Annotated in this window: 23 protein-coding genes; 7 read left to right on the top strand and 16 right to left on the bottom strand. The window is 69.6% G+C overall.

The features are described from left to right. Positions 1-16: 16 nt before the first annotated feature. Positions 17-175, top strand: coding sequence for a hypothetical protein (locus ABD225_RS11955; RefSeq protein WP_344085449.1), 159 nt, complete (start codon positions 17-19; stop codon positions 173-175). Positions 176-202: 27 nt separating this feature from the next. Here ABD225_RS11955 and ABD225_RS11950 read toward each other — a convergent pair whose 3' ends face one another. The 11 genes from ABD225_RS11950 to ABD225_RS11900 all read right to left on the bottom strand — a co-directional run bounded on the left by ABD225_RS11950 (position 203) and on the right by ABD225_RS11900 (position 12040). Continuing rightward, positions 203-859, bottom strand: coding sequence for a TetR/AcrR family transcriptional regulator (locus ABD225_RS11950; protein ID WP_344085446.1), 657 nt, complete (start codon positions 857-859; stop codon positions 203-205). Continuing rightward, positions 859-1074, bottom strand: a complete 216-nt coding sequence (locus ABD225_RS11945; RefSeq protein ID WP_344085443.1) for a hypothetical protein — start codon at positions 1072-1074, stop codon at positions 859-861. The genes ABD225_RS11950 and ABD225_RS11945 overlap by 1 nt, the downstream gene beginning before the upstream one ends. A 79-nt stretch (positions 1075-1153) precedes the next feature. Further along, positions 1154-1738 (bottom strand): hypothetical protein, encoded by a 585-nt coding sequence (locus tag ABD225_RS11940; protein WP_344085440.1) that lies wholly within the window; start codon positions 1736-1738, stop codon positions 1154-1156. Further along, positions 1723-2949, bottom strand: coding sequence for a TIGR02679 family protein (locus ABD225_RS11935; RefSeq protein ID WP_344085437.1), 1227 nt, complete (start codon positions 2947-2949; stop codon positions 1723-1725). The genes ABD225_RS11940 and ABD225_RS11935 overlap by 16 nt, the downstream gene beginning before the upstream one ends. Next, the gene (locus ABD225_RS11930) at positions 2942-7003 is read right to left on the bottom strand and encodes a TIGR02680 family protein (RefSeq protein WP_344085434.1); all 4062 of its coding nucleotides are present in this window, start codon (positions 7001-7003) and stop codon (positions 2942-2944) included. The genes ABD225_RS11935 and ABD225_RS11930 overlap by 8 nt, the downstream gene beginning before the upstream one ends. Position 7004: 1 nt before the next feature. After that, a complete protein-coding gene (locus ABD225_RS11925) occupies positions 7005-8228 on the bottom strand; it encodes a TIGR02678 family protein (protein WP_048546250.1) in 1224 nt (407 codons plus the stop codon). Then, positions 8225-9796, bottom strand: a complete 1572-nt coding sequence (locus ABD225_RS11920) for a TIGR02677 family protein (RefSeq protein ID WP_344085429.1) — start codon at positions 9794-9796, stop codon at positions 8225-8227. Before ABD225_RS11920 ends, ABD225_RS11925 begins: the two co-directional genes overlap by 4 nt. A gap of 178 nt (positions 9797-9974) precedes the next feature. Then, positions 9975-10886, bottom strand: coding sequence for a LysR family transcriptional regulator (locus ABD225_RS11915; RefSeq protein ID WP_048546253.1), 912 nt, complete (start codon positions 10884-10886; stop codon positions 9975-9977). A 105-nt stretch (positions 10887-10991) separates the two neighbouring features. Beyond that, positions 10992-11120, bottom strand: coding sequence for a hypothetical protein (locus ABD225_RS11910; RefSeq protein ID WP_344085425.1), 129 nt, complete (start codon positions 11118-11120; stop codon positions 10992-10994). A gap of 24 nt (positions 11121-11144) precedes the next feature. Beyond that, the gene (locus ABD225_RS11905) at positions 11145-11750 is read right to left on the bottom strand and encodes a nucleotidyl transferase AbiEii/AbiGii toxin family protein (protein ID WP_344085422.1); all 606 of its coding nucleotides are present in this window, start codon (positions 11748-11750) and stop codon (positions 11145-11147) included. Continuing rightward, positions 11747-12040: a hypothetical protein gene (locus ABD225_RS11900; RefSeq protein WP_344085419.1), complete on the bottom strand. Its 294-nt coding sequence runs from the start codon at positions 12038-12040 to the stop codon at positions 11747-11749. Before ABD225_RS11900 ends, ABD225_RS11905 begins: the two co-directional genes overlap by 4 nt. Positions 12041-12129: 89 nt before the next feature. Between ABD225_RS11900 and ABD225_RS11895 the strand changes: the two genes are divergently transcribed. The 5 genes from ABD225_RS11895 to ABD225_RS11875 all read left to right on the top strand — a co-directional run bounded on the left by ABD225_RS11895 (position 12130) and on the right by ABD225_RS11875 (position 17266). Continuing rightward, entirely contained in the window at positions 12130-12819 is a 690-nt protein-coding gene (locus ABD225_RS11895) for a helix-turn-helix transcriptional regulator (RefSeq protein ID WP_344085417.1), read from the top strand. A 1-nt stretch (position 12820) separates the two neighbouring features. Next, positions 12821-13132, top strand: a complete 312-nt coding sequence (locus ABD225_RS11890) for a DUF2249 domain-containing protein (RefSeq protein ID WP_344085414.1) — start codon at positions 12821-12823, stop codon at positions 13130-13132. Positions 13133-13148: 16 nt separating this feature from the next. Next, positions 13149-14264, top strand: coding sequence for a hypothetical protein (locus tag ABD225_RS11885; RefSeq protein ID WP_344085411.1), 1116 nt, complete (start codon positions 13149-13151; stop codon positions 14262-14264). After that, entirely contained in the window at positions 14261-16981 is a 2721-nt protein-coding gene (locus tag ABD225_RS11880) for a multicopper oxidase domain-containing protein (protein WP_344085408.1), read from the top strand. Before ABD225_RS11885 ends, ABD225_RS11880 begins: the two co-directional genes overlap by 4 nt. Positions 16982-17092: 111 nt before the next feature. After that, positions 17093-17266 (top strand): hypothetical protein, encoded by a 174-nt coding sequence (locus tag ABD225_RS11875; protein WP_344085405.1) that lies wholly within the window; start codon positions 17093-17095, stop codon positions 17264-17266. On the opposite strand, the gene ABD225_RS11870 is transcribed toward ABD225_RS11875, so the two are convergent. From ABD225_RS11870 to ABD225_RS11860, 3 genes are all read right to left on the bottom strand, one after another. Continuing rightward, positions 17255-19165 (bottom strand): HNH endonuclease, encoded by a 1911-nt coding sequence (locus ABD225_RS11870; RefSeq protein WP_344085402.1) that lies wholly within the window; start codon positions 19163-19165, stop codon positions 17255-17257. The genes ABD225_RS11875 and ABD225_RS11870 overlap by 12 nt on opposite strands. A 208-nt stretch (positions 19166-19373) precedes the next feature. Continuing rightward, positions 19374-19829, bottom strand: a complete 456-nt coding sequence (locus tag ABD225_RS11865) for a GDSL-type esterase/lipase family protein (protein WP_344085399.1) — start codon at positions 19827-19829, stop codon at positions 19374-19376. Further along, positions 19751-20095 carry a hypothetical protein gene (locus ABD225_RS11860; RefSeq protein ID WP_344085396.1) on the bottom strand — a complete coding sequence of 115 codons (345 nt, stop codon included), beginning with the start codon at positions 20093-20095 and terminating at the stop codon, positions 19751-19753. Before ABD225_RS11860 ends, ABD225_RS11865 begins: the two co-directional genes overlap by 79 nt. A 126-nt stretch (positions 20096-20221) precedes the next feature. Here ABD225_RS11860 and ABD225_RS11855 point away from each other — a divergent pair, with 126 nt between their 5' ends. Continuing rightward, positions 20222-20593, top strand: a complete 372-nt coding sequence (locus ABD225_RS11855) for a VOC family protein (protein WP_048546271.1) — start codon at positions 20222-20224, stop codon at positions 20591-20593. 11 nt (positions 20594-20604) lie between these two features. Here ABD225_RS11855 and ABD225_RS11850 read toward each other — a convergent pair whose 3' ends face one another. Then, complete coding sequence (locus tag ABD225_RS11850) at positions 20605-21204, bottom strand: GNAT family N-acetyltransferase (RefSeq protein WP_344085392.1); 600 nt, start codon at positions 21202-21204, stop codon at positions 20605-20607. Between the two features lie 133 nt (positions 21205-21337). Then, positions 21338-21823: a pyridoxamine 5'-phosphate oxidase family protein gene (locus ABD225_RS11845; protein WP_344085389.1), complete on the bottom strand. Its 486-nt coding sequence runs from the start codon at positions 21821-21823 to the stop codon at positions 21338-21340. Positions 21824-21833 lie beyond the last annotated feature (10 nt).

The following is a 21833-nucleotide window of genomic DNA, read 5'->3' as shown; positions in this document are numbered from 1 at the left end:
CACCACGCGAGGCGGTGTGACCTACACCGGGCACAACAGCAATGGGGGCACCGGCGGTGCCGGGTCGAGCTATGCCGGTATTGGCGGCGGCCGGCTCGTGACGCCGAGTTCAGGCAGCGGCACGGCCACGACGTATGGCAATGGCTACGTCACCCCCGACTGGTCGTTCTGCTGACCCGAGCCGCCCGGCGTTAGGGCGCTGTCAACCGCGGTCCCATCCGTCGATCAGGGCTGATAGTCCACGCTCGAACTGCTCGTCCGGCGACCAGGAGTAGCCACTCTGCAACGCGGCAACGATGTGCGGGAAGCCCGCCGGCGTCAGTCCCGCGGCGATTGCCTCCTGATCCGGGGCGGGGGCCCCGACCGATTGGCGGACTTCGGCGAGCACCTTGCCGACCGTAAACGCGACCAAGCAGTCGACCAATGGCAGCGCGGAGGCGGGTGGCAACCCGGCCCCCGCGCACTCCCCGACTATGTGGTCGAGCAAGCCCAGCACGGTCGGCGTGGACGCGGGTCGCGTACCCACGATGGGCGCGAGATTCGGGTGAGCCAGCAGGATTCTTCGTATGGTGCGCATCGGCGCGGCGATGATCTCCTGCCATCTCGGCTCGGCCGCCCGCCCTGTCGCGGCAACGTCCCGCTTGCTCCCGCCGCGCGCGGCCATCGACCACACCTCATCGACGACAAGGTCAATGAGCGCTGCCTTGTTCGGCACGTGGTGATACACCGCCATCGCGTCCACGCCGAGTTCCCGGCCGAGGGCACGCATCGAGAAGCCGTCGAGCCCGTCACGGTCGAGGACAACGAAGGCGGCCTCGACGGCCTGCTCTCGCGAGATGCGCGCTGGAGTGGGTGCCATCAGGAGCGCGCCACGCGGTCCGGACGGGCGAAGAAGAGGGCGCGATCGCGCCATACGAGAACGACGGCGACGACGAGGAGGATTGCCGTCTGGATCGCCTTGGTATCCGGTGCGGTGTGGAAGGCCTCATTGGTGATGTTCGCGACGAGATGGAAAACGACGGCAACCAGGATGCTGCGCCCACAGCGGTAGGAGAGCCAGTTCATGATCAGCACGAACGGGAAGATCGACCCGAGGAAGTTGAGCGTCGCCAGGGCCCCGTCTCGACGACTTCAGCCTGGTAGTAGCCCTTGATCAGGCCCAGCGGCAGATGCCACACGGCCCAGATGATCGCGAAGACCATCGACGTGCGGAAGATCGACCAGCGCGCGGCGAGCGCGTCGGTGCCGTAGCTGTGCCAGGCCAATCCTCGACAATCGGGGCGGCGGTGAGGATGAGCCAGGCGGGCAGTAGTCCGCAGCTGAAGGAGATGCCGTTGGCGAGCCGGAACTGATCCGGCGAATAGCCCAGCGGCAGCGAGATGGCCGTCGCCAGCATCAACGCCCCCACGGGCTGCAGCAGCATCAGGAGTGCGCGAGGCAGGGTGATGCCACGTATGGCGAGCAGCCGCTCGCGCACGTCGCGCACCAGAGCGGGATCTCGCCATACGAGGGCAGCGGCCACCAGCATCGGGGCGAGCAAGCCGAGGACGCCCAGGGTTGCGGTGAGTCCCTGGACCGCCGTGGTTTGGGACGGTCGGTGGCTCAGGTAGCCGGCGATTCCCCAGGTCACCCAGGGGATTGCCGTGGCGAGTCCATAGAAGAGGACGGGGTGTCGGTAGCGCTCAATCGCCGTCGCCACGTCTGGTGAATGACGGTCATGTTCTACGGTGTAGACCATGGGTTTGAGTGTACGCCCTCGAGCAGTGCCGGGAGCAGTGCCTCCTCGTGCACGGCCCGGCCACGGTGCGCCATCGCGGCGGTGAGTTCCGGGTCCCAGCTCGCGTCGACCCGGCTGCCCTTCAGGGCGAGCGATGCGGGCGCCGCCAGGTAGTCATCCACGCCCATCCGCCACGGCTGCACGCCGCAGCGCGCGCGCAGATGATTCGCCATCGCGATACCGGCCCAGTCGAAGTCGCCGTGATAGAGCAGCTGGCCGCCCGCGGACTGGATGCGGTCCAGGAGTTCAATCGTCGCCAGGTTCGCTCGCCCACTGGCGCAGACGACGCCCACCCCAACCCCGATCTCGGCCGCGGCCTCCAGCACGCGGGGGTTCTCGCAGACCAATACGGTCTGGCCCGGCGCTGGCTCCAGACCCTCATCGAGGTCACGCCAGGTCAGGTGCAGGACGGCCCTCTCGAGGGTGTATGCCGAGGCGCGCGCCCCCGCCGCGCCGGCGGCCCAGCGCAGCCCGAACGTTAGGCAGGTTGACGAGATCCGGTCCGAGAGCACCCCGAGCCGCTCCCACAAGGCCCGTTGGGTGCTGCCTTCGCCGCCATCGGGGACCGCGCGCAGGATCGTGCGTGTCAGCAATCGGTCGTCGTCCAGGGCATGCGCGTCGCCGAAGAGTTGCGCTGCGAGCTCGGTCCGGGCGATCGGCGGGGACAGACCGACCCCGCTAAGGTGCTCAGCGCGGTGGGCGAGCACGTCGAGGGCAGCAGTCACCAAGGCTGCTGGATCGCCGCCTCGCCGGCCGAGTAGCCCGTCGCGGCGAAGTCCGTCCAGCCACTCCGCCAGCGGCGGCAGGCCAGCATCGGGATGCGCTTGGTGCCAGGCGGCGAAAGCTCGTGTAGGGGCCTCGTGGCGCTCACGGTGATCCGCCCTCCGGGCCGGGCGATCGACCAGGACCCGGCCGGTGACGGTGGCGGCGGCGTCAATGAGCTCGATGCCCGCGCGGGAGCGCAGCCGGTCATCGAGGGAGGCAAGGTCTACTTCCACGCTAGACGTCACGATGGTGCGACCGAGCAGACCGGAGAGGGCCTGCTGCTCGTCGCGATGGAGGTCGCGAACGCGCACCCGGCCCTGCGCGACCAGACCCGCCCGCTCAAGGCGATCGGCGACGGCCAGCCAGGACCGCTCCAAGGCTGGCGCGGTCCACCAGCCGTCAGGCACGCGCCCCGACCGCGGTCAGCTGGCGGCCGTCCCAGCGATGCTCGTATTGGGCGATCCCGCGTTCGGCCGGATTGCGCAGCGCTTCATAGATCGCCAGCGATGGCACGGTTGCGTGGGTGCCCCACAAGCGTTCGCTGGTCACGACGAAATCGAGGTCGAGATCGACGAGCAAGCCGAACAGCAGGGGATGGGTGCGGGCATCGACCTTGGGGAAGGCATCGTCGAGGAGCACGAATCGGGGAGCGTGCGGTGCGGCGCCGGCCAAGGACGTGAAATGTGCAGCCGCGGCGGCGAAGAGCGGGAGGTAGCACAGCACCTTTTGCTCGCCCTGCGACAACGGACTCTTGCGGTGCAGGTCGCGCCAATCGCCGGACTCGGGCCGCTGATATTGGACCGTGAAGGCAAACCATTGACGGTAGTCCAGTGCCCGGGTGAGGTGCTCGGTGTAGGACTCCTCGGGCGCCTCGACCCGGGAGGTGTCGATGAGCCGGTGCAGCGCGTCGCGCAGCTCGGTGCGCTCCCCGGGCAGGAGCGCCCCGCTGGCCTCGCCGAGCAGCTGGACCGCGCGGCGGGCATCCGAGGGGATGTCGTCGCGGAGCCGCCAGCGCAGCCGCACCCGGATTCCCTGGGAGGTGGAGACTCGCCCGAGCTGCACGTTCATGGCCGCGACCAGCTCGTCGGCCTGCCGGCGGACGCCGCGAAGGGTGTCGCCGAGCTGGCCGAGCACGTGCGTCTCGAAGAGGTGTCGCTCCCGGTCGGTCAACAGCTCACGGTCGGCGGCGACCTGTGCAGCCAGGCGGTTGGCGAGTTCGGTGAGTGCGATATCGCCCGCCGACTCGTCCCGTCCGAGTGCCGCGAAAGTGCCGTCGAGCTCGGCCAACCGCGGCTCGACGATGGAGGCCGGCCCGGTTTGAAGGCCGGTCAGGGCCGCAAGGACCGCGTTGGCGCCCGCCTGCGTACCGGCCGCTGCTCGCTCGTGCAGGGAGGTGATCTCGTCCCGCTCCGTCGGCGGGCGTGCCGGATCGGCCCCGACGTCGGCCGCGCTAATCAAGCCGGGAACCGCATGCAGTGCGCGGACGGCGTCGTATGCCGCGTCCCGCGCCGGCTCGGCCTCGGCGAGGGCCGCGCGGTGACCGTCCGCCTCTTGCCGCAGCTGCCCCTGCCGGCCGAGCAGGTGATCGTGTTCGCCGCGGTGTCGGCGCTGTGCCTCGACGGCCTCCTGGCGCAGCGTGCGCTGCTCCGCGAGGCGCCGCTCCAGGTCCTCGACACTCTTGCCGCGAGCCGCCACCAACTCGTTGTGGGCGGCGCGTCGGCTGGCGGCTTCACTCCGGGCGATGCGCGCCCGGGTGCCCCCCAGGTCGGCCTCGGCGGCGTCGTCGGTCGCGCGGGCGACGACGCCGCGCCATAAGTCCAAGGCGGTGTCGAGGGCGCGTCGGGCGGACCCGACCCGGTCCAGGTCCTTCCCTGCCCTCGCCACCAGTTCGCGGCGAGCGGCGAGCCCCTCGTGCGTGATGGGCAGGCCGTGTCGTGCCGCGGTCGCCGTGAGGTCGCTCAGCGCGGCGGCCTCCTGCGACCGGGCATCCCGGGCGAGGTCCCGCGCACCCATGGCTTCGGCGGAGGCGCGCTCCGCGACGGCGGTTCGCGCGGCTTCGGTGGCCCAGGCCGTCAGGACGGCGTCGTGTCGAGGCCGCGCGCGCAGCCACGCCATCAGGGCGGTGAGCGCCTGCTGTGCCTCGGCAGCGGCCTGCTTGGCCGTGTCGCGCGCCTGCTCTTCCTGACGGATGCGCTCGTCCAACTCGGCGAGGCGGCGGGCACGCTCCTGCGCCCGGGCGGAGGCGCCGACGTACTGCGCAACCGGCTTTGCTGTGCGGCCCCGCGCGGGTCCGAGGCGCCACGACCCGTCCGCCGCGACGACGGCGGCGACCTCGTCCCGTGCGCCGTGTTGTCCGGCACCAGCCGAGGCGAACGCGATCGAGCCAAGCAGGTCGGTGACGACCCGCGCCGGCACGGCCTCGTGGGCCGAGGGGTCTGCGCCCAGGATGGCCAGGAGACTGGCATCTGCCGCAACCGGCACCGGGTTTGCGGTCAGGACGACATCGTGGCGGGCGGGATCGAGCAGGGTGCCGTCCGGGGTCACCCAGGCATCAAGTAGCCCCGACCCCTCGAGGGCGGCTTCCACCGCGGCGCGCACCTGCGCCTCGACCTCCGAACGGAAGTCCACCAGGAGCCACAAGGGGGCGCCGGGGAGGTTGCGTCGGTCGTCTCGAAGCCACGCCGGCACGGCGGGAGCAGGATCTCGCTCCGCCTCGATCGCGGCGCGCTCGCTGGTGAGTCGGGCGAGGGCGGCCACGATCTGCGTATGCCGCGCGCTCGCCTCCGCGACCTGCGTCGCCAGCCGCTCCTGGTCCGGCGCGGCTGCCTCCGCGACGATGGACTCCAGGTGCGCCAAGCCGTCCGCGTCCAGCGTCGGAAGGACGACCGAGACGGCGCCCGGGGCGGCCTGCCACGTCTGCAAGGCGTCGGTCAGCTCGCGCTCGCGAGTTTGCGTCCGCGTCCGCGCGGTCTCCAGGTCAGCCAGGGCGGCCGTCTCCGCGGCTTCCGCGCGATCGACCCCGGCCTCGGCCCGCCGGGTGGTCTCCTGAGCACGCACATGGGTGCCGCGGGCCTCCTCCACCACGGTGATGGCCGCGCCGACTTGACCCGCGGCGCGAGCGCCAGTCTCGGCCCACTCGGCGTGTGTCTGCCCCGCGTGCGCGACCGCCGATTCCACGGCGCTGGCCGCGTCGGCATCGCGCCAATCCGGTCGTCTAAGCACCTGGGCCGCCGTCGGACCGGGGGCAGCCTCGGCCCCACACGTGGCAAGAGCAGCCTCGGCGCGCTCGGTCGCGTCGTGCAGTTCACCAGCCCGGTCCATCAGGCGGTCGCTGGCCGCTGACGCCTCGCGGGCACTGGCCTGCGCCCGGACGTGTGCCTTCTCGGCCACAGCCCGCAGGTCGCTGGCTGCTTTCTCCAGGGTTTGCACCAGCTCGGCGGACTGCGCAAGATCGGTTCGCGCCTGCGCTTCCGGGCTCTGTTCGAGGGCGGCGATCCGCGATGCGGCTTCCCGCTGTGCTTGCTCGGCCGCGTCGATCGCCATCGCCGCCGCCGAGAGACCCTCGGTCACCTCCGTGAGCGAGCCCTCGCTCCGCCGCAATCGTCGCCGGGCGGCGCCGACCGCCTTCGCGGCCTCCAGAGCGACGCGGGTGCGGTCAGTAACGACGGAGCGGGCGTACGCGGCATACGTCTCGACGAAGGTGGCGAGCGCGGCGGCGGCGCGTTCGCGACGGTCGATGTCCTCGCCGAACGCCTCGAGTTCATCGAAGGTCGTGCCCGCTGCGCTCAGGGTGTCGCCATCCAGGGTGGGCAGGGCATTGACGAGTTGCTCGGCGAGGCGCCGCGGATCGATGTCCTCCCCGACCTGCGGCTGCCGCAGCCAGTAAAGGAGCCGGAGCAACGATTCGTATTGGTCCAGGGGCAGGCCGAACAGCAGCGCGCCCACGTGCTCGCGATAGTGCCGGGGGTTGTCGAAGACGCGGCTCGCCCCGGACTCGTCCTCGAGTGCCGCGGCGAGCGCAGGCTGGCTCAGCGGCCCGGCCGCGTTCTCCAAAGCGAGGTCATGCCCGACCCGGCGGGGGGTCGTGAAGAACCACGACGTGGCGGCTCGTGCCTTCTCGGTGGCCCGCAAGCCCACGCCGCAGGTGATCACGTCGGTTGTGCCGTCGGCGTTGTCGCGGCCGAACTCAACCCACACGTAGCCAGTGCGGGCGGATCCGTCGTAGCCGTCGAGGAGCAGCCAGAGCAGGCTGGTGTGGTGGCGACCCGATGAGGTCAGCCGTGACTTGTCCCCGTCGATGACGAAGGGCAGCAACATCTCCATGGTCTTGGATTTGCCGGCGCCATTGGCCCCGCGCAGCAGTAGCCGGCCGTCGGCGAAGTCGAAGACTTGCTCGTCGTATTGCCAGACATTGAGCACGCCAGCGCGCCGCATCCGGAATCGGCTGCCATCGATCGCCATCTCAGTCCTCGCCGTCGGTCAGGTCGTCGAAAAGGGAGGTCTCGCCGGTCGCACTCTGGGCGAGCAGCGCCACTCGGGGTGCGTAGCGGGTGGCGGCGGCGTGGACCAACACGGCCCCGTCCTCGCGGCGGATGAGCCCGAACCGAGCAAGGACGCCCAGGGCCTCGCGGAGGGCGCGGTCGGGGTCCTCGCGTTGGTCTCGGCGCAGCCGATCATGCCACCTGGCATGGACGTCCTGAGCACAGCGCTCGACCGTGGTGAGCGGGAGTCCGCGCCACGCGGTGCCTGCGCCCCCGGGCGCGGTGCGGTGGACCTCGTCGGCCAACGCTTCGAGGACCAAGAGGGCAAGTTGTCGGGTCTTGTCGGTTCCTGGGAAGCGTTCGTCGCTCAGGTCGTCGTCCGGGTCGATCACCGCGGCACCCTCGGCGCGCAACTCCAGCTCTAGCCCGAAATGCGTTTCATACCAATCGCGTTCGCGATTGCGATTGCGCCGCCACCACTCGGCGTGCTCAGCTGTCAGGTCATCGGTGGTGAGCAAGGGGCGTTCCAGCAGGGCTCGCCGGGTGGCGATGCGCGCACCGCCGACGGCCGAGGGCAGAGCCGCGAGGGTGAGCAGATCGGCGGCCGACGAGGCGGCCGTGAGCGGGGCAGCCACCAGGAGGGAGAGCAGGTCTCGTCGGACGTCGAGGAGGGATTGGGTGCGCTGATCGGCCCAGTGCTCCAAGTCGCCATCGCGCTCACGCAGGACCCCAAGATCGACCAGGACGACGATCGCCGCATGAAGCGCTCGTCGATCGCCAATTGCGTCCAGGTCGACGTCAAGGCCGGCGTCGACCGCAGCCGCCCGGACCTGGGCAACGAGTTCGTCGACCAAAAGTTGCGTGCGCGCACGCGTTAGGGCGGCGATCGTGAGACACAGCAGGGCATACGCGCGCGGCGTGAAGGAAGCGCCGCTGCGCCGTCGCAGCGGTCGCGTGGAGTCGGGGCCGAGTCCGGTCTTGAAGAGCCGGGCTGAGGTGGGATCAACTTGGAGGCGATAGCCCAGCCCGTCGGCAAAGAGCTGGATCAGCTCACTTTGGTGGCGGCGGACAAGCCGGAGGTCGTCGGGGTCCGTGCTGCCGCTGGCGAGCAGTGGGCGTTTGAGGAGCGCCCGAGCCGCCCGGCGGCGTTCGGCGAGGTCCTGCGGGTCGGCGGTCGCGGCGATCCGATCGGCGGTGGTCGTCACTGCGCCACCTTGTGATCGGTGCGGACAGCCTGCTCGGCACGCACTTCAAGAGTGCGGCCGACGAGGGTGAGGCGGCCGGCGGGGCTCGTCACGGCGGTCCCGTCACCCGGGGTTTCGTGGACGAACAGGACTGCGGCGGTGCCTGGGACGGCCACGACGGGAGCATCGCCGTCGATCGCGGCGGCCAGCGCACCGGCATACAACTCCAGCAGGAGATCGCGCGCGAGGTCGGAGACACGGACTCGTCCGAGTCGTCCCTCGTGGGCGACGATCTCCGCGAAGGCCGCCGCCCGGTCTCGCTCGGCACGCGTGCGCTCGGCCAGCCGTGCCGCCTTGGCAACGGCAAAGTCTTCGCGGCGCCCGGATCGCCCGGCGATGGTGCGTTCGCCCTGCTCCCTGAGCATGACCGGCACGTCGGCGCGTGGACCGGTCCACCAAGACGTCATCGGAGAGGCCGGCTGCTCCGGGTCGTCGCTGATAAAGCCGAGATGGCGGGCGGAGTAGAGCCCGAAGACACTGGCAAAGAGGGCGTGTGCGGTGTCGTCGTCAGCATGGTCGAACCATCGCGCGACGCGAACCAGATCGGCATACCGCCCATGCTCACGCTCGGCAGACGTGGCAATCCGCCGCAGATTGGTCAGGAGGGAACGCATCGCCGATGTCGCGAGATTGCGCACCCCGTCGGCGTCGCTGCCGCGACCTCCCTCACCGGTGAACCAGGCTCGCAGACTCCGCCAGTCGAGCGGGTCGAGCCCCGCCGAGCGCCGGGCCAGGCGGCCACCGGTGTCGAGCAAACGTTCGCCGGCGTTGGCCCGAGCAACAAGGTCGGGCACAGCTGGGTCGAGGGTGGCCAAGATGTCCGCGATCTGCGGCATGTGTCGGGAGATCTCATCGACGAAGCGCTGGAGATAGTCGATCAGCGCGACCTTGAACAGCTGGAACTCGGACCGGTCGAGGTCGAAGCGCGAGAGGACTTGGGTCAGATAGGTGTAGAACTCGCGCGTGCTGTGCACGAGTTCATCGAACTGGGCGAAGACGGTGGTGATGTCGCGGGCAAGTCGGTCCGGCTCGACGCCTTCGAGATGGGTCGCATCCAGCGCCGCGAGAGCGGTCAGGCCGGCGAGGATGCCGCCTAGCATCTGGCTCGACACCTCGCGCGCGGACTCACTGTGACCGAGCAACTCCTCGACCTGTCGGTGGACCAGCTCACCTCGTTGCGTCAACTGGTAGCGGGCCCGGTTGCGCAGATAGTCGGCCAGCGTGCGGGCCTCGGTCTCGCGGGGGCTTCGCGCGATATTGCCGTGCTCTACGAGATAGGAGAGGCGGGCGTCGACCGTGTCGAGGTCGAGCGACACCCCCTGCGCGGTCAGCGCCTCCCGCACGTCCACGGCGGACTGATCCGAGAGCAGGCCCGCGAGCCCGGTCGTGAAGACTCGCATGATGGCGATGTACTGGCCCGACTCCTCATTGACGGCATAGCGCAGCGCCTCCAGCCGCTGGCGATCGACCGGCGGAGACGTTGGCAGTGCGGGCCCTTGCAGGCCTGCCAGCGTCTCTTCGGGGTCCATATGGAGAACCCTACGAGGGGCCACCGACAACGGGTCAGGGCAGCATCATTTCTGCATCAACGCCGCGTATGCCGCCCTGGCCGAGCAACTGGGGGCACCCTCGGTCACCCTGGATCGCCGGATTGCGCGGGCGGCCGGCGTGCGATGCCGGGTCATGGTGCCGGGCGACCTGCTGGGTTTAGGCGGCGGTGGCCTCGCGCCGGCGAGCTACCTCGTGCAGGAGTTGGACGGCGCGGACGACTGCCCTTCGCGGCGCGGCCCCTTCGCTCACGAAGCCGACGATGCGGCGGCGTGGCGCGGCCTCCCCGGAGACCGGTCGTTGGACCAGGCCATCGTCAAGCCGTCCCATCGCCAGTCGCGGAAGCAGCGTGATTCCTAGTCCCGCCGCGACGAGACCGAGGGCGGCGTGGTGGTCACTGGACCGCGCGACATACCGAGGGCTGGCGCCGGAGGCGGCGTAGGCGCGGCGCAGGATCCCCGAGCACGTGGTGTCGGCCATGCCCTCGGCGATCAGACGCTCGCCGGCCAGGTCGGTCAGCGCGACCTGACTTTGCGACGCGAGCGGATGGGCTGCCGGGAGGACCGCGACATACGGCTCCTCCAGCAGCTCGAACCGCCGGTGTCCCTCGACATGGGTCGGGCCGAGTGACGGGTCCTCTGCCCGAAGCTCGATGTCGTATGGCGAGCGCGGGCCGTCGGTGACATCGATCAGATCGAGGTTTAAGAGGAGGGAAGGGAACTCGGCGGACAGGGTCCGGGCGACCTCGGGGACCCAGTACTGGCCCGCGGAGGGGAAGGTGCCGATGGACAGGCTTCCCGTGCGACCCTCGCGCAGGTCGTCGACCAAGCCCTCGAGACGCCCGGCGGCCTCGATGACGTCCTCACTCCCAGTCACCAGCGCAATGCCGGCCGGGGTGGGGCTAATTCCCCGTCCCGACTTCTCGAACAGCATCAGCCCGGTTTCGCGCTGCAGGGCGGTGATGTGCTGGCTCACCGCGCTTGGCGAGTAGCCGAGATTGGCCGCGGCCGCGTGGACAGTTCCGGAGTGGACAACGGCACGGAAGACGCGGAGGCGGTTGAGGTCGATCATGGTCGAATCGTACGTTCTGACTGAATGATTGTGAAGAAACATTCGCTTGTGCTGACGGGTTCGCTGTTGCAGTTTTGAGGCATGACGAACTACAGCCGCTACGCATCAGTCCCAGTCGACCGCGACATCGAGCGCCTCAACGACGAACTTCGCGCCCTGCCCCGCCCCGAGCGCGCAGCGCAAAGCGCGCGGCGCGAGGGCCTCGCGTGGCTGCGTCCTCGGCGCTTCGCTCACCTCCGGCACGCCTGACCCGAGACGCTAGACGTTGCCGGATTTGGGCGAGGCGAGATAGTCCTCGGCCAAGGTCGGGAGGTCGCGCCCACGGTGGAACCCGCGCTCGATGACGAGGTGCGCCAGTCGCCGCACCTCCGTCTTGTCCTGCTGAGTCAAGATTGGCCGGAGCGACGCGAGGTCTGCCCCGTCTTGCGGTCGCGTGGAGTCATCGCGCGCCAGGAGCTTGAGGACCACGAGGTGGGCTGGCCTGGCCACGGGCACGGTAAGCCCGGGGACGAGTTGCATCTGGTCGGCCTCGCGGGTGATCTCGGGCTCGAGGCCCGACGAGGCGAACAAAACGTCCACGAGCATGCCCTCGGACACGGGTGGGCGCAGCCGCACGGTCGCAAGGCGCTCGAGATATTCATGCTCAACCAGCGAATCCAGGGTGTATCCCCGCTGGAAGAACGACGCGATGACCGCCTCGGCGTCGGCGTCAGCGTCGACGAGGACACATATGTCGATGTCCCGTGTGAAGCGGGGCTCGACGCGTGCGGACACGGCCATCCCGCCAATCAGGGCCCAACGCAAACCCAGATTTGTGGCGTCGTTGGTAAGCCGGCGAAGCGACTCCCAGATAGGCGAGTTCATCCGGTTATCCGCTGGATCCGTTCCGGCGACGCGAGTCGGCCGACGCAATCGCCGAGTTCGGCACCTGGTCGGTCCCGAAGCCACGCGGTCACGCCCTCCTGAACTTGCTCGGGCGTCCAGTCTGGGTGCTCGCGCATTAGGCGGGCCCGCGTCATTTCGACGCCCAGGTCGAACAGATCCAACGCGATGCGCAGGCGCTCGGCGGGGGTGCTGTCCGGCATGCCCAGCAGTTTAGGCATTGGCTCGTCGCCGAGGATGCAGGCGCCGTTCCCGTCGAGTTCGGGAAACACGCCGATCGCCGGGCCGTTGCGTCGGCGTGTTTCCCGAACTCAACCAAACGGCGGGTGGGCGGTCGGTCGTATTTGATACGGTAAACATCGTGAAAAAAGAGGCGAGGGCAAAGGGACCTGTGCCGACCCGATTGGCGCCGCCGACGCCTGCGCAGGCTCAGGTGCTCGCCGTCCTCGACCGAGCGGGCGCGCCGCTCACCGTGGCCGAGTTGGCCGAGGCGACCGATCAGCACGGCAATACGGTCCGGGAGCATCTCGAGGGCCTCGTCGATCTCGGGCTCGTCGAGCGAGTCAAGGCTGACTCAGCCGGGAGAGGGCGGCCCTCATATTTGTATGCCGTGGTCACGCCCACGATCGCCCGCCCCGCGCTCGTCCTCATCGCCGCCTTGGCCGGGGAGTTGCGCCGCACTGCCCCCGACCCGGCCGCCGCAGCCCGCGAGCTTGGCCGGTCGGTTCAACCCGAGGTGTTGGTCGAGCGCCCGAGTGGGTGGGTTGCTCCCACCTCGTATCCAGCGGACGACGGTGAGCTATCGCCTCTCGAACGCCACTTCGCCGACCTCGGCTTTGCGCCCGAGGACGGAGCGGACGACACCATGCGGCTCCACACCTGTCCGCTCGTCACCGTCGCGCGGGCAGACGCCGATGTCGTCTGCAGCTTCCATGCCGGTCTCATCGACCGCTGGGCTGCCGACCACGATCTCGGCGACTTCGACCTCCATCCGTTCGCCGAACCCGGCGCCTGCACCATCACCCGCACCACCCAACCCCGAAAGGCCTGAGATGACCCAGGACACCCCGCTCAACACCATCCCACTCACCGAGGCGCAGCACGGCCACGACTGCGGCTGCCACGAGGCGGACTCCGGGCTACCGGAGCTCGACGCACGCGCCATCCCGCACGCGATCCGCCACGGCGCCGTCTTCGGCGCCTTCGGCCAGCTCCGCCCGGGTGCCGCCATGGTTCTCGTGGCCCCGCACAACCCCCTGCCCCTGTTGAAGCAGCTCAATGACCGCGAGGGCGACGCCATCGAGGTGAGCTACCTCCAAGAGGGCCCCGACGCCTGGCGCCTGAAGCTCGCCCGCGTCCGCTGAGGCGGCATACCGCTCGATGTCCGTGCCCACGACGGCGGGCGCTCGCCTGCCGTTCTTCCTTCCTGCCGCGCTCAGCCTCCTCGCCGGTCTGTATGCCGCCACTCGCCTCGTCCTCGATGAGGCCACGACGGATCGGGTCGCCGGGGTGCACGGCATTCTCATGGTGCTGGGCTTTCTCGGCACCCTGATCTCCCTGGAGCGATCGGTCGCGCTCCGCGCTGCCTGGGGGTATGCCGCCCCCGCCCTCCTCGGGGCGGGCGGGCTCGCGCTCGTCGCGCCGTCGCCGCGGCTGGTCGCCCAGGTGCTGTTGGTGGCAGGTTGCGCGCTGGCCACCGCGGTGCTGGTCGCGCTGTGGCGGCGCGCGCACGATGACACGACGATCACTCAGGTGCTCGCCGCCTCGCTCGCGCTGGGCGCGGCGGTGCTGTGGCTGCGGCTCGATGTGGCGGATCTGCTGCCGTGGCTGGTCGGCTTCGTCGTGCTCACCGTCTGTGCCGAGCGCGTCGAACTCGCCCGGCTGACCCTGCCGGCGACAGCCGGGCTGTGGCTGCTTGCCTTAGCGACGACAGTCCACGCCGGGGTCATCGCGGCGACCCTCTGGCCGCGCGTGGGCACGCGGCTGTTCGGCGCCTCCCTGGTGGTCTTGGTGCTGTGGCTGGTCCGCCACGATGTCGCTCGGCGCACCATCCGCAGCCGCGGCCTGCCGCGGTATGCCGCGGTGGCCATGCTCGCGGGCTACGCCTGGCTCGGCGTCGCCGGGCTCGGGTGGCTGATTGGCGGGCCGCCGGCGTCGCCCGAACGTTATGACCTGCTCGTCCACTCGTGCTTCTTGGGATTCGGCATGTCCATGGTGATGGCGCACGCGCCGGTGATCCTGCCGGCGGTGCTGCGCGTGGCACTGCCATACCGACCCGTGCTCTGGATTCCGTTGGTGCTCTTGCACATTGGGCTCCTGATTCGTGTCGTCGCGGGGCTCGTGGACGGGCATGCCACGCCCTGGCAGTTCGGCGCCTTCGTCACGATCGCCGCCCTCCTTGCCTTGCCGGTGGCCGCGATCGCGTGCGTTGTCGCTGGGCGCCGAACTTCCGCTGTCCGCCCACAGGCGTCTGAGCCGGCCCAGGTCAGCGCATGACCACCGGTATCGGTCGCCCCGAGGCGGCGCGGACGGCATACCCAAACAAGGGGTTGGAGAGGCAGCGCCGACCCGGCCGCCAGGGCTTTTGGCCCTGGCGCGACCTGCCCGCGGTGCTCTGGCTGGTCGCCGTGGCGGCGGTGACGATCGTCCACCCATTCCTCGAACACGCACGCTGGCTGATGGTCCACCTCGTGCTGCTTGGCGCGCTGACCCATTCGGCGATGGTCTGGAGCACCCACTTCAGTCAGGCGCTGCTCAAGACCGGCCCCGATCTGGACTCGCGCGCCACGCAGGACCGCCGCGCCATGCTCCTCTTCATCGGCGTCGCCGCGGTCGCGACTGGCGTGGTTGGCGAGTTCTGGTGGATCGCCGTCATCGGCGCCACCGCCGTCGCCTGCGCGCTCCTGTGGCATGGCTGGCAACTCTGGCGACGCCTCCGCGCGGCGATGGCGCCGCGCTTCAAGATCACGGTCCGCTACTACATCGCGTCCACCCTCTGCGTGCCCATCGGCGCGACGCTCGGCGTGCTGCTCGCGCGCGGCTACGCCGATGACATCCACGGCCGACTGCTCCTCGCGCACACCGCCGTCCTCGTCCTCGGCTGGATCGGGCTGACCGTCACCGGCACCCTCGTCACGCTCTGGCCGACGATGCTGCGCTCCCGGATGGACGACCGCGCCGAGCGCCTCGCGACCACGGCGCTTCCCCTTTTCCTCGCCTCCGTCACCGTCATCGTGGCCGGCGCCCTGCTCGGCCGTATGCCGCTCGCCGCCGCCGGCGTCCTCGCCTGGCTTTGCTCGGCGCTGTGGTGGGGACGCGCGCTGTGGGCGCCGGCCCGGCGACGCCCGCCGCGTGAGTTCGCTTCCCTGTCAGTGCTTTTCGCGCTGTTGTGGCTGGTTGTGCTGCTCGTCTGGGTGAGCATCGTGCTGCTGCGTGGCAGCAGTTGGGCCGACCTATCTGTCGCGCACGGGCGCGCGACCGCGGTCCTCGCCGCGGGCTTCGCACCGCAGCTGCTCCTCGGCGCTTTGTCCTATCTCGTGCCGGTCGTCCTTGGCGGTGGCCCCGCGGCCGTGCGGGCCGCGACCGAGACCATGGGCCGGTATGCCGTGCTGCGCCTCGTCCTCATCAATGGCGGACTTCTGCTCAGCCTCCTCCCCGTGCCCTCCGTGGTTCGGGTGCTGACGACCACACTGGTGCTCGCGGCATATGTCAGCTTCTTGCCGTTGATGGGCCTGGGTCTGCGCGGTTCTCTTCGCGCGCGCCGCGCCGCGGGTGACGAGGGTTTGCCCCCGCCCCAGCCACCCGGCATACCCGCCCCTGGGTCACGCTCGGTCTGGTCCGGCGGGCAATTGGTTGCGGGCCTGATCGCCCTGGGTATGGCCGTTGCCGTCGGGGTGGTCGTCGACCCCACATCGGCCGGCTTGCCGCTGGCCGGGAGCCGGGATGCCTCAGCGGGCGTCGTCGCGACCGGCCAGACCACCACGGTCAAGGTGGTGATGAAGGGCATGCGTTTCGAGCCGGCCAGCGTCACCGTGCCGGCCGGCAATCGGCTCGTCATTGACCTCACCAACACCGACCCGACGACAACCCACGACCTCGTCCTCGCCAATGGCGCGCGCACCAATCGCCTGCGCCCTGGCACGTCGACCACCCTCGACGTCGGCGTCGTCGGCGCCAGTCTGAAGGGGTGGTGCTCCGTCGTCGGACACCGCCAGATGGGCATGGTCTTCGCTGTCGAGGTGACCGGCGCGACAGCGGGCGGGACGGCGAGCGCCGGGCACGACGGCCATACGACGAGCAATCCGGCGACCACCACGGCACCCCTCGATCTGCACGCCGCCTTCGGACCAGGCTTCACCGCAGTCGACCCCGATCTCCCACCCGCCCCGAGCGCCACCGTCCACCGCGTCACCCTCACCGTGCGCGAACTCGAGTTGGAGGTCGCGCCGGGTGTATGGCAGCGCCGCTGGACCTTTAACGGCGCCGTCCCCGGGCCTACCCTGCGCGGCAAGGTCGGCGACCGTTTCATCATTACCTTGGTCAATGACGGGTCGATGGGGCACTCGATCGACTTCCACGCTGGGGCGCTGGCGCCCGACCGGCCGATGCGCACCATCCCGCCCGGCGCCTCGCTGACCTACACCTTCACCGCCACGAAGTCCGGCATTTGGATGTATCACTGCTCCTCGATGCCCATGTCCGCGCACATCGCGGCGGGCATGCACGGCGCCGTCATCATCGACCCGCCCAACCTTCCCAAGGTCGATCGCGAGTTTGTGCTCGTGCAGTCCGAGCTCTACCTCGGTGCCAACCGGGCCAAGGGCAGCGCCGACGAGATCTCGGCCGATGCTGTCCTCGCCGAGCAGCCGACGGGGATGACCTTCAATGGCATCGCCGGGCAGTACGACCAGCGCCCCCTCACCGCCCAGGTCGGCGATCGGGTGCGCATTTGGGTGCTCGACGCTGGCCCTAATCGTCCGTCGTCCTTCCACGTCGTCGGTGGCCAGTTCGACACGGTGTATGCCGAGGGCGCCTGGCTGCTTCGACCCGGCCCGGATGCTGGTGGCTCGCAGGTGCTCGGGCTGATGCCCGGCCAGGGCGGTTTCGTCGAATTGGTCATGCCCGAGGCAGGCTACTATCCGCTCGTCTCACACCTGATGGTCGACGCCGAGCGCGGCGCCCATGGGATCGTCCACGTGGTCGAGAGGCCCTGATCTCGCTAACCCCGACGATTAGGGCTTCGGCTACTCCCTCGGTGCCGCCGGCCGCGGGCGTGGCCTGATCCCCGACGCGCTGCGCGCCCTGATGGATGCGGCAGCGGCGAGTTGGATGTCCACACCTTCATCGCCTTCTGCGAGGACGACAACCCCGCCAGCATCCCAATCCTGGAGAAAGCCGGCTTGCTGGCCGCCGACGTGACGTGGACCAGTGATCAGGGGTGGGTGGAGCGCAAGTACTCCCGCCAAATCCGCGGGACGGACGCCACGTCACTCGAGTAGTGGGGGCGCGACGGAAAGGTACCTGTGGCCGGTCGGAGTGGTGACCTCGGTGGCATGGGTATGCGGTCCGGCTCCGTGCTCTGGCTGCGGGTCGAGGGCCCGAGTGGTGAAGCCGGGGAGTTCTTTGGTGTAGTTGCAGCGGGGGCAGAGTCCTTGCCCGTTGCGGAGTGAGGTGGGTCCGCCGTTGGCGGCTGGTTCGATGTGGTCGGCGTGGCGGATGGTGGCGTCGCAGGATGGGGTTCGGCAGGTGTCGTCGCGCAGGATGAGCGCGGCGCGGAGTCGGGGTGGGAAGAGTCGGGCGGTGGCGTCGAGGGCGAGGAGGTCGCGGCCGTCGGGGCTGGTGTAGACCCGGGTCAGGTAGACCTGCGCTGGCTCGGCTACTCGGTTGTCTTCCGGGTTCATTCCCGGCGGCGCCGAATCGTGTTGCAGTGTCGCGGTTTTCACTGGGTCAGGTGGTTCGCACCCGTGGAGCAGCAGGCGCCTGGCGAGCGCGGCCGGGAGTATGCCGTGTCCCGGGATCCGTGCGGGTGTCTCGGTGCTCCGCGGCCCGCGCGTAGCGGTAAGTCCTGGAGTCGGGTGGACGCTGTACGCCGGGTCAGGCTGGGCGCCGGCGCCGCGGGGGGCCCGGCCGGTTGCGGTCTCGTCGCTCGTCGCGGTCTCACCAGTGGCGGCGGAGTCGGTAGTCGTTGTGTTAACGGTCGCGGGCTGCGTCGCGAAGAGGCTTTCGGCGGGCATGACGAGGTTGAGGGCGACGGGGCAGGCTTGGCCGGGCGTGAGGCCGGCGAGCCAGCGCAGCGCGGCATCGGCCATCACCTGGGCGTGGGTCCGCTCATCCAGCGGATCCGCCGGCGTGTCGGGGGTGTCGGTTTCGTGATGGCCGGCGACCACCGCGGTGGCGTGCCGATGCAAGGACGCATACGCGCCGACGATCCCCGTCAACGGCCCGAAGATCGACAGGTACGCCATCCCGTCCGGAGCGGGCCGGGTCCACACGCCGCGCTCGGACATCGCTCGTTCGTGTTTGGCGACGATCGCGGCGGGGTCGAGTTCCGCGGCGTACCGCGCTGCCGCGCCGGCGAGTTGTTTCAGGCTCGAAGTGGCCAGTCGTGGCGCGAGCAACTCATCGACGCGCGCCCGCAACTCGGGATTGAGGACATTGGTTTCCCGGACGATCGCGGCCGCACAGCGTTCATCGATGACCCCGGCCGTCAATGCGGCCCGCGTGTGCCGCATCCCCGGCAACGCCCGCGCGAGCCCGAGGTGCCGATCCGCAGTCGCGGGTGAGCAGCGCCGGGCGAGCGCGATCTGCGGCGCGATGGAGGATCGGGCTTTCGGCAGCGAGGCCCGGTTCGCGAGCGCCTCCCGCACCGTCGCCCGCCCGAACTGCGCGGTGGCCCGGGCTTGGGCCGCGGCGATCGCACCTTTGACATGCTCCAAGCCGCTGATCACGTCGATCAACTCCGCCAGGCTGAATTCAATGGCGGGTTCCGTGCATTCGCTGCCGCCGGCAGCGGCGTCTGGCACCAGCGTGGCGAACCAATCGATCAGGCCCCGAATCTCGGAGCTGGGTGATGCCGTCGTCGGCACTACGGGGGTCGGATCACCAGGGTTTGGCTCGACGAGGATCGACTCGTGCTCGCACGCATGGCCGGCCGGCTGCTCGCACCAGCGGGGCTCGGTCGCGGCGAGCGCCCATGAGTCCCGCTCGTCTGCCTCATCTTCGTCATCCCAGCCCAGCTCGTCCTGCCACGCCTCAAAATCCGCGACCAACTCCTCGACATTCAACGGCGGCCACCACGCGTCATCAAGCGGAGTCAACCCCTCACGCCCGCCCGCAGGGCGCAAACCGGCAGCGGGCACGAGGGGCCCGTCTGTGGGGTGCTGCGCCATCGCCGTCATCCTCAGATGGTACACCAGTTCGATACCGGATGCAAGCGAAAAATGGATGAAATTTGTTGACAGACAGGAGAATTGGCTCGTTTCCTGGCGCCAACCACCCCCTCGCTGAGGCGGCCAAGAGACTCCAATCCATGACGTTCCACGCCGACTGCGGCGCCCGGCAGATCATGGCGACCTGCGCGACCGTGGAGCAGGCGCCCTGACGGAGTCAGCGACCGTCGAGGCGCGCCAACTCGCGCATCACCGCGTCAGCGAACGCTGCATGCAGCGCCTCGCTCGGGTGAAAACCGTCCGGTCCGAACATTTCCCTCTCCAAGGGCTCATGCGTCTCGATCCGCAGCGTGCGGGGTCGCCGCGCCAGCTCCTCCGCCGCGATCGCGTCGAAAGCCCTTCCGCGCCAACCGAGTACGTCAGCTAGAGGTCGAGGAAAGGCGGGGAAATGGTCGAGGGGAGGTATGCCGAGCAGGCACACCCGCGCCCTCGGCGCCGCCGCGAGAACCGCGTCAAGCAGGGCGCCCAGGTCCTGCCGGTAGCGCCGCGCCGAGTGCCCATTCTTCAGATCGTTGACCCCGACTGAGACGAAGATCAGGTCCGCGTCGGCGAGTGCCGCCACGTCGACCAAGTCCAGGGCGTCGTATGCCGTGGCCCCGCTCTTCGCGCACACCCGCCATGTGACCGTGGCATCGTCGCGCGGGCGGCGAGGCGGGCCGCGAGTTGTCCGGCGACGCTCGCGCGGTGGTGGGGCACGGCATACCCCGCCGTGACACTGTCCCCGAGCGCGACGACCATCAGTCGCCCCGGCCCGGAGCCCACCGTTCCGGCGCGGCCGTCGGCATCGGCATACCGCACCATCGTCCGGGTTAGCCAGATTCCTTGGAACGGCGCAATCGGCAACGCCAACAAGGCCAGACGGCTCCGCCGCCGCGTCATACTCGCGGCTCGGTGTGGCCAGTGTGCCGGCGCGCTCGGGTGCTGCCGCAGAGGCACACGATGCGCGGGCGGCCGGTTTCGGGATCGGGCATACCCGCATTCTGTCCGCACGGCTACCCTCGCGGCATGGTCCAGGTCCTCACGCATCTCACCTTTCAGCACCACCGCGCCGGCGAGGCCATCGAGTTCTATGTCGGGTTGATCCCGGACTCACGCATCGACGAGCGGGTCCCCGTCGGCGAGGGGCGCGAGATGATCCGGTTCACCCTGGCCGGCCGACCGTTCATCGCCGCCGACAGCCCACCGGTGCACGCCTGGGATTTCACGCCGGCCGTCTCGATCTTCCTCGAGTGCGGCACCGCCGCCGAGGTGGACCGTCTCTTCACGGCTCTCGCCGAGAGCGGCTTCGTCTTCATGCCCCTCGCGGACTACGGCTTCAACCCGCGCTTCGGCTGGGTCGCCGACCGCTTCGGCGTGAGTTGGCAACTGGCGCAGTAGCTTTCGAGATCTCAGGCTGGCGCGACATCCCTGAACATCACGCAGTTCTTCAGACCCTTTGGTCGGTCATAGGTGAACCCGAGCCGCTCATACAGCCGGCGCGTCCCGTTGTAGAGGAAGGAAGAGGACATCTTCTTCGTCTGCTCAGTGAGGTCGTGCGGGTAGCTCTCGACGCGCCCGCCGCCAGCGCGCGCAATCTGATCCAGCGCGCCCTGGATCGCCATCTCGGTCACCCCCTGCCGGCGGTGCCGCTTGTCGACGAAGACGCAGGTGATCCGGTAGTCCGGTTCGGCCTCCTTCGTCGCGTCGTACTCCTTGCGGTGGTGGATCGTCGGCAGTTCCTCGGGCGTCCCGTATTCCGCCCAGGCCACCGCCTCCTCGCCGGCCATCACCAGCGCCGCGTGCGCGACACCTTCGTCGACGAGCCGCTTCTTCACCGCACGGTTGCCCTCATAGGTCTCCCCGCGCCCCTCGCAACTCGGGTGCCCGTCGTGGAACCACGTGCACCAGCACCCGCCGAAGATCCCGTTGTGCCGCATCACCAACGCCTCGAAGGCCGGCCACGTCTGCGGGGTCAGTGCCTCGATCCGGTATGCCGTGTCGTCGCCCATCCCTGGACTGTATGTCGTTCGCCCGTTCGCCCGCCCAAGTTGCCTAAGTGCTGCTAACAGAGGTTGGTCGAATCTGCACACCTTGCACGGTGTGCAGATTCGACCAACCTCTGCTGAGTTGGCCCGGTTCGGGTCAGAGTTCGACGATCGGGGCGTCTTCGTCCTTGGCCGGGTCCTTGCCGAGCAGTCCCTTGGCCATGGTCAGCAGGAACCCGACGCTGCCGGGCGACTTCCACAGCTGAGCCGTATTGCCCGTGACCTTGAGCAGGGCGCTGTTCGGGTCGTCCGGTCCGCCCGACATGAACGCCGAGGCCGACGGATCCCACAGCTCCTCAAGCTTGGCTCGATCGCGGCTCAGTTCAGCCGTCCCCGAGACGGAGACCCAGCCCTTGTCCGAGGCGTATGCCACGTTCACGCGCGCGTCCGCGCCGATCGCGAGGACCTTGTCGCTGTCGGCTTCGGTGATGAACCACAGCGTGCCTGGGTCCTCCGTGTCCTGTGTGCCCATCGGCGTCGAAACCAGGCGCCCCTCCTGGTCGACATAGGTCAGGAAGGCGATCCGCGTGGCCTGAATGACTTCCAGGATTTCGGCGAGGACGTCGTCGTGCTCAGTACTCATGGCTTCCTCC

Source organism: Nostocoides veronense (genome assembly GCF_039531185.1).
In the GTDB taxonomy this organism is placed as follows: domain Bacteria; phylum Actinomycetota; class Actinomycetes; order Actinomycetales; family Dermatophilaceae; genus Nostocoides_A; species Nostocoides_A veronense.
This window is presented reverse-complemented; position numbering and strand designations above follow the sequence as displayed.

Bases quoted from the DNA above. Each gene is read 5' to 3' on its own strand.
- ABD225_RS11905 (WP_344085422.1), bottom strand. From the start codon at position 11,750: ATGAACTCGCCTATCTGGGAGTCGCTTCGCCGGCTTACCAACGACGCC.
- ABD225_RS11845 (WP_344085389.1), bottom strand. From the start codon at position 21,823: ATGAGTACTGAGCACGACGACGTCCTCGCCGAAATCCTGGAAGTCATT.
- ABD225_RS11885 (WP_344085411.1), top strand. From the start codon at position 13,149: ATGTCCGTGCCCACGACGGCGGGCGCTCGCCTGCCGTTCTTCCTTCCT.
- ABD225_RS11915 (WP_048546253.1), bottom strand. From the start codon at position 10,886: ATGATCGACCTCAACCGCCTCCGCGTCTTCCGTGCCGTTGTCCACTCC.
- ABD225_RS11890 (WP_344085414.1), top strand. From the start codon at position 12,821: ATGACCCAGGACACCCCGCTCAACACCATCCCACTCACCGAGGCGCAG.
- ABD225_RS11880 (WP_344085408.1), top strand. From the start codon at position 14,261: ATGACCACCGGTATCGGTCGCCCCGAGGCGGCGCGGACGGCATACCCA.
- ABD225_RS11930 (WP_344085434.1), bottom strand. From the start codon at position 7,003: ATGGCGATCGATGGCAGCCGATTCCGGATGCGGCGCGCTGGCGTGCTC.
- ABD225_RS11860 (WP_344085396.1), bottom strand. From the start codon at position 20,095: ATGACGCGGCGGCGGAGCCGTCTGGCCTTGTTGGCGTTGCCGATTGCG.
- ABD225_RS11920 (WP_344085429.1), bottom strand. From the start codon at position 9,796: ATGGACCCCGAAGAGACGCTGGCAGGCCTGCAAGGGCCCGCACTGCCA.
- ABD225_RS11855 (WP_048546271.1), top strand. From the start codon at position 20,222: ATGGTCCAGGTCCTCACGCATCTCACCTTTCAGCACCACCGCGCCGGC.
- ABD225_RS11850 (WP_344085392.1), bottom strand. From the start codon at position 21,204: ATGGGCGACGACACGGCATACCGGATCGAGGCACTGACCCCGCAGACG.
- ABD225_RS11940 (WP_344085440.1), bottom strand. From the start codon at position 1,738: ATGGTCTACACCGTAGAACATGACCGTCATTCACCAGACGTGGCGACG.
- ABD225_RS11870 (WP_344085402.1), bottom strand. From the start codon at position 19,165: ATGACGGCGATGGCGCAGCACCCCACAGACGGGCCCCTCGTGCCCGCT.
- ABD225_RS11950 (WP_344085446.1), bottom strand. From the start codon at position 859: ATGGCACCCACTCCAGCGCGCATCTCGCGAGAGCAGGCCGTCGAGGCC.